This is a genomic window from Paenibacillus sp. sgz302148 (assembly GCF_056120465.1).
Genome location: NZ_JBVYOJ010000008.1, coordinates 39338 through 53127 on the forward strand (window position 1 = coordinate 39338; position 13790 = coordinate 53127).

Sequence of the window (13790 nt, forward strand, 5' to 3'; positions counted from 1 at the left end):
CCGGTGGACACTGTGAATAACGGTGTCCACTTATTAATTCATGCAACATTTACGCACCCGTATCAGAGCAAAAATGGAATGAACATTGCCCTCGGGAGCTGAGCTTGATGAACGTCATAATGTATTGAACGGATGCTCTGAATTCATGATAAATGTGTTTGGTGATACAGGAGTTCATGTTCGCACCATACTTGGTGCTGTATCGGTAAGAGATAACCTTCCAATGGCTGTGAAGCTGGTTTTTTCTTTTTGAGCTAGAACAAGTAGTCAGGAAAGCAAAGGCATCTGAGTTTAGCCCGCAGTTTTTCCCCTCAAATGATGTAAAGTTCGAGGATTATGGATGTTCCCTAATCCTTTAAGATTTCATTAAGAGTCTTATGTAGGCAAGGCTAGTATAATTTTTTGATAGAGAAGCGGAATCTGAAAGGAAGTCATAAAAACTTCAATCTAAAGCGAGGCGGATAACCATCCATGATAGTGCCAGTAAAGAAGACAGCAGCAGTACTATTGGCCATGTTGTTGATTCTCTCGAATGTAATGTTCACGATCGGCATCACGGAAGAGAAAGCTTCGGCTGCCGGCGCAGTCGTCGTCGCGGAAGGCGACTACATCACATTCGGAACCTATGGCGGGCAACCTTTGAAATGGCAGGTCATAAAGATTGATGGGAATGGATACATGCTGTTAGCGGCTAATTCTATCGGTCTAAAACCATTTGACGCAATCGGAGACGGAACCGACGGCCGCACCGATTCGGATCGGGAAACGCAAGGCAGCAATTTCTGGGAAAAATCCAATCTGCGGGAATGGTTGAACTCTAGCGACGTTTCGGTTGCGTATTCGCATCAGAAGCCTGATAGCGCTCATGTTAGATTTTTCCCCTATGATCAAGAGCCCGGATTCCTGTCGGACGGTAATTTCTCCGCCCACGAGCGGGCGTGGATAAACCCGGTGACTCTTAAGACGCTGCTTGCTTCGATCGATGAGCCGGTGAAGGATGGAGGTTCGGCTACGCACGTATATGCGACGGCATCCATACCTGATGCTGAACAGAATTACGCCACAGCCTATTATAAGAACGTTACGGATGATGTCTTTCTACTATCCGTCCAAGAATTAATCGATCTTTACAATCGCGACGCGCAAAATGACGGCAAGGATTTCCCTTATCAGCCCGGAGGTTATTGGTTAAGAGATGCGCACGCAGACGCCTCTGACAGTGTGAGGTATGTAACTGATCACAATATTGGTTTTAACAGCGCGTACAGTTATGAAAACGTGCGACCAGCGCTGTATTTGAAACCGGGATTCGTTGTCTCGGGCGCAGGAACGCCCGCCAATCCATATAGGGTTGATGCTGCGGGGGAGCTACAATCTTCGCTTACAACTGCAGCAACTTTATTGCCGGCCGACGGGACGATGTCTCCATTATTGACCGTAACTCGGCTCGACGCTTTCGGCCAGCCGGTTGCAGGACACCAGATCATAATTGAGCAGGGCCCGGGCAACTCAACGATATCGCCAACGACGGTATCGTCGAATATTACGAATGGAAGCGGAAACGCATACTTCTCTATAGGAAGCACGAAAGCGGAAGTCGTCACCTACTCCGCTTACGATATGACGGATCATGTGAGGATTGACGAGCAGGTTCAAGTGACCTATTTGCCGGGAGCAACGAGTGCGGCCTCCCTGGTAGAGGCGAACACGGACCAAGTCCAAGCGGACGGCTCGGCGGCGGCCACGATTACGGTGACTTTGAGAGATAACTATCTGAATCCGATCGCCGGGCATACGGTAAGCCTGACGCAAGGAACGGGCAGTTCGACGATAACGGCATTGTCGGCAACAACGAATACGGACGGACAAGCAAGTTTCTCCGTGAAAAACACGAAAGCGGAGTCTGTGATCTATACAGCTAAGGACGAGACGGATCATGTGAGGATTGACCAGCAGGTTCAAGTGACCTATTTGCCGGTAGTAAGTAGTGCGGCCTCCCTGGTAAAGACGAATACGGACCAAGTCAAAGCGGACGGCTCGGCCGCGGCCACGATTACAGTGACTTTGAGGGATAACAATCTGGATCCGATCGCCGGGCATGCGGTAAGCCTGACACAAGGAACGGGCAGTTCGACGATAACGGCATTGTCGGCAACAACGAATACGGACGGACAAGCAAGTTTCTCTGTGAAAAACACGAAAGTGGAGTCAGTGATCTATACAGCTAAGGACGTGACGGCGAATGTGACATTGGCGGCAACGGCGCAAGTCAGCTTTATTTTATCGGAACAGTTCACCCTCGCCTTCGGCGGTCCTTATTATTTCGACCTATCCGGCGAAGCGGGTCATATCGGTACAGTGAACACGGCTATGCCCGATTCGACCTTGCACTATGTACCGTTCACCTATGCGGGAACAGTCAACGCGTATAGTCTTGACAGTTCAAGCAGCGGTTACATAAGCTCATCTGAGGCAGCAACCGCAAGCAAGCGCAGCCTCTTTGTGGCAGATTATAACATAGGCCGTAATGTTGCGTGGGATACGTTGAATACGAACAGTCTCATCTTTGGCAAAGTCTTTGATATAAACTATAGACTGCGCTCTCTGAGTGGGGGGAGTAACGCTGGCGCTGTACGTAGCACAGGCGGAACACCAACTACCAATGAATGGGATCAAATCTTAAATAAAAATGATACCTGGATAAAAAACGAGCCCTTATTCTCTTGGGTGCAGGATACCTATGCGATTACTAGAACGTTCCGCGCCTCGCGGGGGGGGGCCTCAGGCGTGCGCAGTTGGATAGGTGGTCTAGCCAATTTATCCACCAACAACTACGGCTTCCGGCCCGCTCTTGAAGTTCTGAATGCCGGCGCGTTGGGCCCTGATGGATTACAAGCTGTCACCCTTGATCTTGGAGAAGGCAGCGTCAACGGAGAAAACGTGATTTACATCGTCAGCGCCGGCGATCAGTTCATCGCGCCAAGCGGCACGGGCTTGACTCCGCCGGCTCATATGACTTTTTACAAATGGCAACAAACAGGGGACCCAAGCAAGACCTACAATGCCGGGGATATTATAACGTATTCGAACGGTATAGGTTTGACTGCGATATGGAAAGAAGCCTCGCCTACGATCGTGATCGACTTTCCCAATGAACAGCTGACAGGCTTCGAAAACGGCGGCAGCTATACGATCGACGGCATGCCTGTATCGCCAGTTAGCGGCAAGCTGGATGTTGAAGATTACATCGGAACGACGATTGCTATCGTGAAGAAGGGCAATGGCACAACGACGACGGATAGCGATGCTCAACACGTGGTTATTCCAGCAAGACCGGCTACCCCGACGGCAACGGGCGTAGATCCGACAACGATCGGCGGCAAGGGGACGATTACAGGCGTAACGGCAGACATGGAGGTTCAATCGTCAGCAGGCACGTGGGCGGATGTAACGGGTACGGAAATTACGAACCTGACAGCAGGCATCTACCGCATTCGCGTCAAAGCAACGGCAACCAGTTTCAAGAGCGCTGAGCAGATCGTTACGATCACGGCACTGACGCCGGTTGTGGAAGCCACGCCTGCGATCGCGATCGACTATGTCGGCGAACAACTGACGGGTTTTGACGTCGGCGGCAGCTATACGATCGACAGCGCGCCGGTATCGCCGGTTAGCGGCAAGCTGGATGTTGCAGGCTACACCGGAACGACGATTGCCATCGTGAAGAAGGGTAACGGCACAACCACAATCGATAGCGATGCCCAAAGTCTGGTTATTCCAGCAAGACCGGCTGCTCCGACCGCAGTAGGCGTGAATCCGACAACGATCGGCGGCAAGGGTGCGATTACAGGCGTCACCGCTGCCATGGAGTACAAATCTTCAACCGGAGGCTGGACGGATGTAATGGGTACGAAAATTACAGGCCTAACAGCGGGCACCTACCACATTCGTGTCAAAGCAACGGCAACTGGCTTCAAGAGCGCCGAGCAGGCCGTTGTGCTGGCCAATCCTACACCTTACACCGTGACCCTAGGCAATGGCGGCATTGGTGCTAGCGGCAGCGGAGATTATACAAGCGGTGAGACGGTTTCGATCCAAGCAGGAACCCGCGGCGGTTACAGCTTCAATGGCTGGACTTCATCAGACGGCGTAAGCTTTGCGGATGCCAGCAGCGCGACGACCGCCTTTACCATGCCTGCCCGCAACGTGACCGTCAGGGCGAATTGGATGGTTAACACCAATGGCGGCAATGGATCCAATGGCGGCAACGGCGGCAATGGCGGAAGTGGAGGAGGTTCATCCTCAACCACGCCAGGCAATCCTCCGATCACCATCAACAAAGAGCCAAACCAGCCGACTTCCGCATCCGTGAACTTGGCCGCAACCGTGGCTCAGAACGGAGTTGCTTCGGTCACCATCAAGGAATCGCAAGTAAAGACATTGATCGATGCGGCGAAAAAGGAGGCTCAGAACAAAGGAAATATAGCTGACGGCATCGGCATTGTCTTCAACGTTCAGTTCGGTGCAAACGGGGCAAGCTTCAGCGTGAAGCTGGAGGAAGGAGCCCTCGCCTTGTTGGACAAGGAAGGTGTGAAACGCTTTGATGTAAACACTACGCTTGTCAGTTTCTCTTTTGACCAAACAGCTCTTCGGGAAATGAATTCCCAGTCGGTGGGAGATGTCGCGTTCGGAGCGAATCCTGTAACCAAGCTGTCTGACGCGGCGAAGGTACTGATCGGCAACCGTCCCGTGTACGATCTCACCGTCAGCTATCAGAAGGACGGCAAAACCGAGTATATAACAAACTTCGACAAGGGCTCGGTCACGCTAGGGATTTCCTACAAGGCGGCTTCCGGTGAAAAGAACGGGAACCTCTACGTCGTCTATGTAAACAAGATAGGTAAACCACAGCTTATGATCCGTTCCAGTTATGATAACAACAAGCTGACAATAAGCAGGAACAGTCTGTCCATCTACGGAGTAGGCTATCTGGTACTGACGCCGGCGTATATGGATACGGCAAAGCATTGGGCGAAGGACAACATCGATTATGTAATCAGCCGCGGGCTTATCTCCGGCACTGGCGCGGCAACCTTCTCGCCCGATACGGCCATTACCCGCGCGGACTTCCTTATGGCGCTGGGCGTGCTCTCCGGTGCTGACATGAGCGAGTACAAGCAAAGTAGCTTCACTGATGTTTCAAGCACAAGATCTGCCATGCCCTATATCGAATGGGCGGTGCAGAACAAGATCGCGCAGGGCATCGGCAATAACAAGTTTGATCCGGACAGTCCGATTACCCGTGAAGAGATGGCGGTTATGATGGCGGGTTACGCCAAAGCCACAGGTTATAAGCTGCCCGTTACTAGGCAGGCTGTCACCTTTGCAGACGACGCGATAATCAGTTTATGGGCCAAGGAAGCGGTAAAAGCGATCCAGCAAACAGGTATTGTGAACGGCAAAAATAACAATCTGTATGATCCTGCCGGAAATGCAACTCGTGCGGAGGCTTCGACCATCCTGCGCCGGTTCGTAGAGTTTGTCATTGACAAGGGTGGGAGCAATATACCAACATAAACGGCAAGGCTGTTACCGTCTACGGGACATCCTATTGTGGCTCAGTTCCTATAAGGAAACTGAGCCATAATAATGGGTACAAGCGTTGACTGACGGGTTACCTAAAGTATGAATATTCCTTTTATTTACGAGGCAGCTTGATCCGAAACACCGTTTCCACGTTCGGCGTACTTTCCATCTCCACATTACCCTGGTGGGCGAGGGCGATGTCCTTGACAATGGCCAGGCCAATCCCCAATCCTTCTCCACTTCTTCCGCTGTCCACGCGGTAAAAGCGTTCGAAAACGTGCGCCTGATGCTCGCTAGGAATCCCTTTTCCTTTATCCTTCACGGTCAAATTCACGGATTGATCGTCCGCTGTCAGCTGGATGCCAAGATATCGTCCATCCTTGCCGTACCGGATCGAATTGTCGAGGAGATTACGGAAGGCTCTCTCCATCAGGGGAGCGTCGATAGGGAGATAAATATCCTCATCGGGCATTTCGACGTCCAACTCCACTTGATCGCCATCGAGCACCATGATGTATTCCACCGCGATTTTGCGAACGATCTCCGATACATTATGATTCGCCAGGCGAAGGGTCAGATCGTCCGCATCGGAGCGGGAGATGTCCAGCATTTGGTCGAGCAGCTTGTCCATGTATCTGCAACGTTGCAGAATGATTTTGGCTCTGCCCAGAAGCTCTTGCTGATCTTTATAATTTCCGGTGCGTATCATTTCGGCGCATCCTAGCATCGTCGTCAGAGGCGTTCGCAGATCGTGCGACAGATTGGATAGCAGGAGCTTGCGCTTATTTTCGAACTGTTGAATTTCCGCGAATTGAGCTCGGATCCGATGCGCCATGGAATTATAATGCTGCGTCAGCTGGCCAAGCTCGTCCTTGGAGGTGTCGACCAGTTCTACAAGGGGCGAGTCGCTTTGGATATTCAGTTGATTCAGCGCATGGTTGAGTTTGCGAATTCTTTTATTCAAGGATGTGAACAACCATAAGGCCAACAGAAAGGGAATCGAAAACGACAGGATAAGCGGCAATACCAGCGTGAGCAACGATTTGAGCGTGCGAATGAGAAAATAAACCTCGCCTTGCTTCATCGCGGAAGCTGGTATGCTCATGAGCAAGAAATACGACTGTCCGTTCTTGGCGGCAGGCGTGAGGATATTAACATCGTCTTCAGTTAAATAATTCTGCGGCATATTCTGCATCATCATCGCCAAGTCATGGAAGGTAAATGTCGGGTTAAGCCCTGCCGTATCATAGAGGGATTGTCCCTGATCGTTCAGCCACACCCAACGAATGGCAGGGTGTTCTGCGTGCGCGCGATCCAAGGTTTGTTTTAACGTACCTACCCCGAATTCAGGCTGTTCCCCCATAGAATCGACAACGGATTGCGCAAGCGGATTTAACTGGAAGAGCGCGTAGCCTTTATTCGCTACCTTTCCGATCCAGACTGTCGAATAGCCGAATAATACCATACTCAATGCGGCGCTAATCACAAGCGATAGCCATAGCTTGGTGCGTAATTTCATAGGCCAACTCCCGTCAACCGGTAACCAACGCCGCGCACGGTTTGAATTTCCCAAGGCGACTTAGCCCGTTCCAATTGTTTGCGCAGCCGGCTCATATATACGCTTAAGTTGTTATCGTCATACCGTTCATGCTGCCAGACATGTCGATAGATTTCGAGCTTCGTCATCACGCGGTCAGGATTCTGCATAAAGAGCTGCATTAGACCGCACTCCACCATCGTCAAGGAAATCTTCTTGTCATAGATGAGAAGCGTGTAGTTATCGATATCCAGAATCATATTGCTCAAACGAATGACCAAAGAAGGGGGGCTGGATTTAGGGTGCCGTCTGCGCAGAACGGCTTGAATGCGGGCCATTAACTCCATGGGGCTAAAGGGCTTCGTCATATAATCGTCGGCCCCGAGTCCAAGCGTGGCGATTTTATCTTGTTCCGCTCTTCTAGCGCTAACCACAATAGCCAATACGTCCAATCTGCGCTTGTTCAAGTAACGCAGCACTTCGAATCCGTCGCGATCATCCATCATCAGATCCAGAATGAGGACATCCACCTGCTCGGATTCCAGCCGTTCGATCGCTTGTTGTCCGGACTCGGCTTCGAGCGCATGCATGCCGGATTGTTCGATATGGGTACGGATCACTTCGCGAATTTGCGGGTCGTCGTCAACGATCAGAATTCGTTCCATTCTATTGCTGTCACCACCAAGATATAGATTTACTCGATCATAGCACGATTCATCTGGAATTTGTTGTTTCAAGGCGAATAATGTTGAATCCTCTAAGGTTCCTTTTAAGATTGCTGAATTGTCTTCCGACCTGTGATAAAATGTTGAGTTAATTGAATGGATTGGTAGGGACAGGTGATGGGTTGTTCGGAATAGCTATTTTACTGGTACTCGGTTCAGGCTTCCTTCATTCCGTTTGGAATCTTTATACAAAGAAGAGTCTAAATAAGAATGTTTTCCTTTGGTTCTGTCAGCTTGTCGCAATTCTTGTATTTTTACCTTGGACTATCGTTGAATGGGATATTAGTCGATTGAATGGAACAGGGTTATTGATCATCCTTGCATCCGTTTTCCTGCACGGACTGTATGTTGTTTTACTCGCGGCTACATATTCTGTAGGGGACTTGTCGCAAGTTTATCCTATTATGAGGGGCACAAGCCCGTTATTAGTGCCATTGCTCGGATGGGCATTACTTCATGAGAAATTAACTTTCATTGGATGGTTAGGTGTTATCTCGATTGTTCTAGGAATTGTTTTGTTAAGTGATATAAAGTTCAAGCGCAATGAATTGTCATCATCAAAAGCACCTATACTAGCATTAGCAGTTGGAATATGTATCGCTTGCTACATTGTGGTGGATAAAATCGCCCTAAATTATGTATCGGCAGTCGTATTAAACGAAGCGACTAACATTGGAAACCTACTGGTTCTATCATGGGCGACATTTCATTCGGGCGCAATACGAAACGAACTTAAAGCAAACTGGAAGATCATGTTGCTCGGCGGAATTATCGCACCGGGAGGATACCTGCTCTTTTTATTTGCCCTGTCTCTCGCGCCAGTAGCCCAACTCGCACCGATGAGGGAGATCGGTACTGTATTCGGAACGATTATGGGGATCTTTATTCTTAGGGAAAAACAAGGGACTAGACGAATCCTGACATCGCTTTTTATTACCGTTGGAGTCATTATTATAGGAATTTGGGGTTAGGAAGTAGCCTATTTAAAGGGGGAAATGAACATGACAAAAAAGGAATTATCGCCGGAACAACGTGAAGGACTACTCAAAACATTGAAAGCCCGATTTGAGAAAAACATGAACCGTCATCAAGGCCTTGAATGGGCTAACGTACAAGCCAAGCTCGAAGCTCAACCTGAAAAGCTGTGGTCGCTCCATGAAATGGAGAGAACCGGCGGCGAACCGGATGTTGTAGGTCATGACAATAAGACGGGCGAATACATTTTTTACGATTGTTCAGCGGAAAGTCCTAAAGGTCGCAGAAGTATTTGTTACGACCGTGAAGCGCTGGAGTCAAGGAAAGAACATAAACCACAAAATAATGCGATTGAAATGGCAGCTGACATGGGCATTGAGCTTTTAACAGAAGAACAATACCGGGAGCTGCAGAAACTTGGAAACTTCGATTTGAAAACTTCGAGCTGGGTGATAACACCCGCTAGTATTCGAAAACTCGGCGGGGCCATCTTTTGCGATCGTCGCTACGACACGGTCTTCGTGTACCACAATGGAGCAGAATCCTACTATGCTGCAAGAGGGTTCCGCGGCTCGCTAAGGGTCTAAACATGCTATAATGGACTGAAAGGAAGTGTAGCCATGGATTTCGAAACGGTGATGCAGGAGCTTGAAGCACTCGGTAAGGAACGGACCAAGAAAATTTATCAATCCAACGGAGCGCGCGAGCCGCTTTTTGGCGTGGCTACAGGCGAAATGAAGCCCATTGCCAAAAAAATAAAAATCAATCAACCTTTGGCCGAGCAGCTATACGCTACAGGAAACTACGACGCCATGTACTTTGCCGGAATCATTGCAGATCCAAAAGCGATGACGGAAGCGGATTTTGATCGTTGGATCGATGCGGCTTATTTTTATATGCTGTCCGATTTTGTGGTGGCGGTCACCTTGGCGGAAGCGGATATTGCTCAAGAAGTGGCCGATAAATGGATCTCAAGCGGCGAAGAACTGAAAATGTCGGCGGGCTGGAGCTGTTACTGCTGGCTTCTGGGGAATCGTCCGGATGGGGAGTTTTCCGAAACCAAGCTTGCCCATATGCTCGATAGGGTGAAGGATACGATTCATGATTCTCCCGAGCGAACGAAATATGCAATGAATCAGTTCATTTACACGGTAGGGGTATCCTATCTGCCGCTTCATCATAAGGCGGTCGAGACCGCAAAGGCCGTAGGCCCGGTAGAAGTCAAAAAGGACAAGGGAAAAAGCGGCTTCTTGAACGCTTCCGAAACAATCCAAAAGGCAGTGGATAAAGGTCAACTTGGTTTCAAACGCAAACATGTAAGGTGCTAGAATTTGAAGGAGAAGGGGCACACTGTGGCCTCTTTTTTTTGTTCTGGCGGGTAGTCGGTTTGACTTCCTTTAATAAATGTTTATACTTTGTATATACTTATTGTTGGGGGCGGTTCTATGTTTCGGGTTCAAAAGTGGGGTAACAGCTTAGGTATTCGCATCCCGAAGTCCCTTGCCCTGAAGGTCGGTCTTGAGGAAGGCTCAGAGGTCGATCTCGATGTGGAAGATGGCCACCTTGTCATAAAGCCTAAGTCGGCAACACTGGATGAACTCCTTGCCAAGGTCAAGCCGGATAATCTTCATAAAGAGGTGCCAACCGGCGAACCACAAGGAAGGGAGTCATGGTGACTCATCCGTATGTGCCGGATCGCGGCGACTTGGTGTGGTTGCAATTCAACCCACAATCAGGTCATGAACAAGCTGGGAAGCGTCCTGCCTTGGTTATTTCACCCGCCGCCTATAACGGGAAGGTCGGGCTTTCCCTGCTCTGCCCGGTAACCTCCAAGGTCAAGGGCTATCCATTCGAGGTCATCATTCCGCAGAATTTACCTGTGGAGGGGGCAATTCTATCCGATCAGGTGAAAAGTCTCGACTGGCAATCCCGACAGGCAACTTTAATCTGTAAAGTACCCGATGAGACGCTGGCTGAGGTAATTTCAAAAATGGAGTTATTGATTCGATAGTCAGCCTAACTATCACCATGATTCGAGCGGAACGGAGGCAAATAAACGGTAAATGTCGTACCTTGATCAGGCTCACTCACGACGCGGATGAACCCGCCGTGGGCTCTGACTAAATGATGAGCGATCGATAATCCGAGCCCCGTTCCGCCTGTATGCCGCGAACGGGCCTTTTCCACGCGATAAAAACGATCGAATAGGTGGTCTAACTCTTCGGCCGGAATACCGATGCCGGTGTCGATCACGGAGACACATGCATAGACTGCATTTCGCTCCTGGACCTTGTCTTCAATGACAACCGAAATCTTTCCGCCTTCCGGCGTGTAGCGGATCGCATTCGTCAACAAATTGATGAACACCTGCGTGATCCGTCTCGCGTCGGCCATTACCTTTACCGGCCTCGTGTTCGAATAGAAGCACATTTCCAGTCCGTTCTCCTCAGCCTCCATTTTCACATCATCAACGACTTGTTCAAGTCTTGCCGACAGATCGAGCGGTTTGCAATCCAATGCCAACCGGCCCGCCTCAGCTAAAGACAACACATGAAGATCTTCCACGAGATGGCCTAATCGGATCACTTCGTCATGGAGTCTAAGCAGCATTTCCGGAGGGGGGGATTGACCGGTCTGTTGAGCATTTTCTAATTTCAGCCGCATGATCGATAAAGGAGTTCGAAGCTCATGGGCGACATCGGCTACCAACCGCCTGCGGGCGTCCTCAGCTTCCCGGAGGCGAAGCGTCATATCGTTGAAGGTCCGGATGACTTTACCGTATTCGTCTTTGGATTGTACAGGAACGTTCACGTCCAGATCCCCCTGCGCGACGCGTTCGATAGCGGCAACGAGCTTTCGAAGCGGGATCGTCAGCACCCCCGAAATCCACAAACTGCAGAACAGCCCGATTACGATGAAAAATACCCAATTTCCAAGCGCAAAATTCTGCATGTTATCCGAAACGTAAGTTTTCAAGATCTCGATTTGTTCCCCGGGCGGCGCGTTCAAATAAGATGCACTGATTTCTTCCTTACGAAATTGATCGAACAGAGCCTCCATGTAAGCCTGTTTGGTTACGGCATGAGCGCCGCCGAGGATAAGAACGAGCAGTCCCATGTAGATAAATATTTTTTGGCGTACCGTAAGCGTCATGATTGTTCACCGAATCGGTAACCGAAACCGTATACCGTTTGAATATAACGAGGATTGGCCGGATCGTCTCCCAGCTTGCGGCGAAGATTCCGGATATGGGAATCCATCGTTCTTTCGTATCCCATATATTCGTCCTCGAGTGCGGCCGTTAATAATTGCAGGCGGCTGAAAACAATTCCGGGACGCGCAGCGAGCGTGTACAAAATTTTGAATTCCGTCGGTGTCAGTTGAATTTCCTGGTCGTCCTTGAATACCTGACATTTGGCTTCGGAAATGATCAGGTTGTCTCTTTCCAACAACATCGCCCTGTCTTCAGGCCCGCGCAAGCGGCGAAGTAAAGCTCGGATGCGCGAAGTGAGCTCACGCAAGCTGAACGGCTTCGTCAAATAATCGTCCGCGCCGATTTCCAGACCGACGATTTTATCCGATTCATCCGATCGGGCCGTGACCATAATAATGCCGCAATGCGAGGTTTGCCTTAATTCGCGGCATACGTCGATGCCGCTTTTCTCGGGGAGCATCCAATCAAGCACGACGAGATCAGGCCGTTCAGACCGGGCAATCGAGAGCGCTTCCTTGCCCGTACGGGCGGTCAATACCCGAAACCCTTCACGTTGCAAATAGGTGTACATTTCCTCAAGCATGCCCGGTTCGTCTTCCACAAGCAACAACTTCGGTTCCATTCCAATCCCATCTTTCCAGTTTAGTCTGCTTCCAGTGCGAGAATATACCGCTTACCCAAAATTATACCGTGATTTAACATGCTCTTGAAGGAATCCACACAAAAAGAAGAAGATCTGCATAAGTTCTCGACATTTATTGTTTAAACTGACTGTGAAACGATCTTATTTTATCGAAAGCGAGGATTCAATGATGAGCAACCTATCCGTAAAGAGCAGTAAACCTGAAGCCGGGGATCGCGCGGCGGAAATAACCACTCTTTCACCGTTCGTGGTTAGGGCGCGTTTGGTGTTTAAGGCAATGGTCATGATATTTGCGATTTGCATTTTAGTTCAAGTGTTTCTTGCCGGTCTCGCACTGTTTTGGAATTCGGCGGAGTGGGCCAGCCATAAAGGCTTTGCCATAGTGTCGATCGTTATTTCGATCCTGAACCTCGTCATATCCTTCATCGCTCGGCTGCCGCTTTCTCTTCGACTGCGTAGCGCGGGGTTGTTCGGCATCATCATTTTGATAGCGGTCAGCGCCAAATTACCGTCCGGAATTGGATATTTATCTGCTCTTCATCCGGTACTTGCTCTGATGTTGTTTTTTGGAACGGTGTCTCTCGTACAGAAGACCAAACAAAGAGGAGAGATTAACTAATGAAAATGAAGCTGGTTTTATTCGCAGTGCTTTGTGCAATTCTACTTGTTCCAACTATTGCCTTTGCTGAAGCTACCAACGGTAATGCCGGATATGGAGTAGTCACCCCCGGGCGACTCTGGGCCACGATAGACGCGGGGGTGGGGCTGATCAGCGCGGTCATCGCCGGGCTGGCTTTGGCTCGCTCCGCCGGTCGTTTCGGCACCGGCAGCGGGCGACGCGGGGCCGTCGTGGCCGCGGTGGTAGGGCTGATCGTCATAGCCTACGCTGTGGTGCATTTGAACCTATTCACCGGTGACTTCGGCACCGGCGACGGGCGAGCGGGGGCCATCATTGCTATTGTGATGGGGCTGATCAGCATCATCCTCGCTGGGCTAACTCTGGCCCGTTCCAAATGAATGAATTGCGACAATCTATCAGCCGGACGTAATCCTTGGTTGAAGAAGATGATGACTGTGCTTATGGCACAGAAGGGTAGCCTGGAAATGATT

General features: G+C 50.0%; 12 protein-coding genes. 8 read left to right on the forward strand and 4 right to left on the reverse strand.

Features of this window, described 5'->3' with window-relative positions:
* The first annotated feature begins 471 nt into the window (after positions 1-471).
* Positions 472-5577, forward strand: a complete 5106-nt coding sequence (locus tag AC0LWM_RS13400; protein ID WP_474675454.1) for an Ig-like domain-containing protein — start codon at positions 472-474, stop codon at positions 5575-5577.
* A gap of 121 nt (positions 5578-5698) precedes the next feature.
* Here AC0LWM_RS13400 and AC0LWM_RS13405 read toward each other — a convergent pair whose 3' ends face one another.
* Together AC0LWM_RS13405 and AC0LWM_RS13410 are read right to left on the reverse strand one after the other, a co-directional pair.
* A complete protein-coding gene (locus AC0LWM_RS13405; RefSeq protein ID WP_474675455.1) occupies positions 5699-7105 on the reverse strand; it encodes a sensor histidine kinase in 1407 nt (468 codons plus the stop codon).
* A complete protein-coding gene (locus tag AC0LWM_RS13410) occupies positions 7102-7788 on the reverse strand; it encodes a response regulator transcription factor (RefSeq protein WP_474675456.1) in 687 nt (228 codons plus the stop codon). The genes AC0LWM_RS13405 and AC0LWM_RS13410 overlap by 4 nt, the downstream gene beginning before the upstream one ends.
* Positions 7789-7940: 152 nt before the next feature.
* On the opposite strand from AC0LWM_RS13410, the gene AC0LWM_RS13415 reads away from it, so the two are divergent.
* The 5 genes from AC0LWM_RS13415 to mazF all read left to right on the forward strand — a co-directional run bounded on the left by AC0LWM_RS13415 (position 7941) and on the right by mazF (position 10834).
* Positions 7941-8819 (forward strand): EamA family transporter, encoded by an 879-nt coding sequence (locus AC0LWM_RS13415; RefSeq protein WP_474675457.1) that lies wholly within the window; start codon positions 7941-7943, stop codon positions 8817-8819.
* Between the two features lie 24 nt (positions 8820-8843).
* Positions 8844-9410 (forward strand): DUF4256 domain-containing protein, encoded by a 567-nt coding sequence (locus AC0LWM_RS13420; protein ID WP_474675458.1) that lies wholly within the window; start codon positions 8844-8846, stop codon positions 9408-9410.
* A gap of 33 nt (positions 9411-9443) precedes the next feature.
* Positions 9444-10151, forward strand: a complete 708-nt coding sequence (locus AC0LWM_RS13425; RefSeq protein WP_474675459.1) for a DNA alkylation repair protein — start codon at positions 9444-9446, stop codon at positions 10149-10151.
* 117 nt (positions 10152-10268) lie between these two features.
* The gene (locus tag AC0LWM_RS13430; protein ID WP_474675460.1) at positions 10269-10499 is read left to right on the forward strand and encodes an AbrB/MazE/SpoVT family DNA-binding domain-containing protein; all 231 of its coding nucleotides are present in this window, start codon (positions 10269-10271) and stop codon (positions 10497-10499) included.
* The gene (gene mazF / locus AC0LWM_RS13435; RefSeq protein ID WP_474675461.1) at positions 10493-10834 is read left to right on the forward strand and encodes an endoribonuclease MazF; all 342 of its coding nucleotides are present in this window, start codon (positions 10493-10495) and stop codon (positions 10832-10834) included. Before AC0LWM_RS13430 ends, mazF begins: the two co-directional genes overlap by 7 nt.
* A 5-nt stretch (positions 10835-10839) precedes the next feature.
* On the opposite strand, the gene AC0LWM_RS13440 is transcribed toward mazF, so the two are convergent.
* Positions 10840-11976 (reverse strand): sensor histidine kinase, encoded by a 1137-nt coding sequence (locus AC0LWM_RS13440; protein WP_474675462.1) that lies wholly within the window; start codon positions 11974-11976, stop codon positions 10840-10842.
* Positions 11973-12659, reverse strand: a complete 687-nt coding sequence (locus tag AC0LWM_RS13445; RefSeq protein ID WP_474675463.1) for a response regulator transcription factor — start codon at positions 12657-12659, stop codon at positions 11973-11975. The genes AC0LWM_RS13440 and AC0LWM_RS13445 overlap by 4 nt, the downstream gene beginning before the upstream one ends.
* A gap of 190 nt (positions 12660-12849) precedes the next feature.
* Here AC0LWM_RS13445 and AC0LWM_RS13450 point away from each other — a divergent pair, with 190 nt between their 5' ends.
* Together AC0LWM_RS13450 and AC0LWM_RS13455 are read left to right on the forward strand one after the other, a co-directional pair.
* Positions 12850-13299, forward strand: coding sequence for a DUF6220 domain-containing protein (locus AC0LWM_RS13450; protein ID WP_474675464.1), 450 nt, complete (start codon positions 12850-12852; stop codon positions 13297-13299).
* Positions 13299-13697 (forward strand): DUF6223 family protein, encoded by a 399-nt coding sequence (locus tag AC0LWM_RS13455; protein ID WP_474675465.1) that lies wholly within the window; start codon positions 13299-13301, stop codon positions 13695-13697. Before AC0LWM_RS13450 ends, AC0LWM_RS13455 begins: the two co-directional genes overlap by 1 nt.
* Positions 13698-13790 lie beyond the last annotated feature (93 nt).

Bases quoted from the DNA above. Each gene is read 5' to 3' on its own strand.
- AC0LWM_RS13400 (WP_474675454.1), top strand. From the start codon at position 472: ATGATAGTGCCAGTAAAGAAGACAGCAGCAGTACTATTGGCCATGTTG.
- AC0LWM_RS13405 (WP_474675455.1), bottom strand. From the start codon at position 7,105: ATGAAATTACGCACCAAGCTATGGCTATCGCTTGTGATTAGCGCCGCA.
- AC0LWM_RS13410 (WP_474675456.1), bottom strand. From the start codon at position 7,788: ATGGAACGAATTCTGATCGTTGACGACGACCCGCAAATTCGCGAAGTG.
- AC0LWM_RS13420 (WP_474675458.1), top strand. From the start codon at position 8,844: ATGAACATGACAAAAAAGGAATTATCGCCGGAACAACGTGAAGGACTA.
- AC0LWM_RS13425 (WP_474675459.1), top strand. From the start codon at position 9,444: ATGGATTTCGAAACGGTGATGCAGGAGCTTGAAGCACTCGGTAAGGAA.
- AC0LWM_RS13430 (WP_474675460.1), top strand. From the start codon at position 10,269: ATGTTTCGGGTTCAAAAGTGGGGTAACAGCTTAGGTATTCGCATCCCG.
- mazF (WP_474675461.1), top strand. From the start codon at position 10,493: ATGGTGACTCATCCGTATGTGCCGGATCGCGGCGACTTGGTGTGGTTG.
- AC0LWM_RS13440 (WP_474675462.1), bottom strand. From the start codon at position 11,976: ATGACGCTTACGGTACGCCAAAAAATATTTATCTACATGGGACTGCTC.
- AC0LWM_RS13445 (WP_474675463.1), bottom strand. From the start codon at position 12,659: ATGGAACCGAAGTTGTTGCTTGTGGAAGACGAACCGGGCATGCTTGAG.
- AC0LWM_RS13450 (WP_474675464.1), top strand. From the start codon at position 12,850: ATGAGCAACCTATCCGTAAAGAGCAGTAAACCTGAAGCCGGGGATCGC.
- AC0LWM_RS13455 (WP_474675465.1), top strand. From the start codon at position 13,299: ATGAAAATGAAGCTGGTTTTATTCGCAGTGCTTTGTGCAATTCTACTT.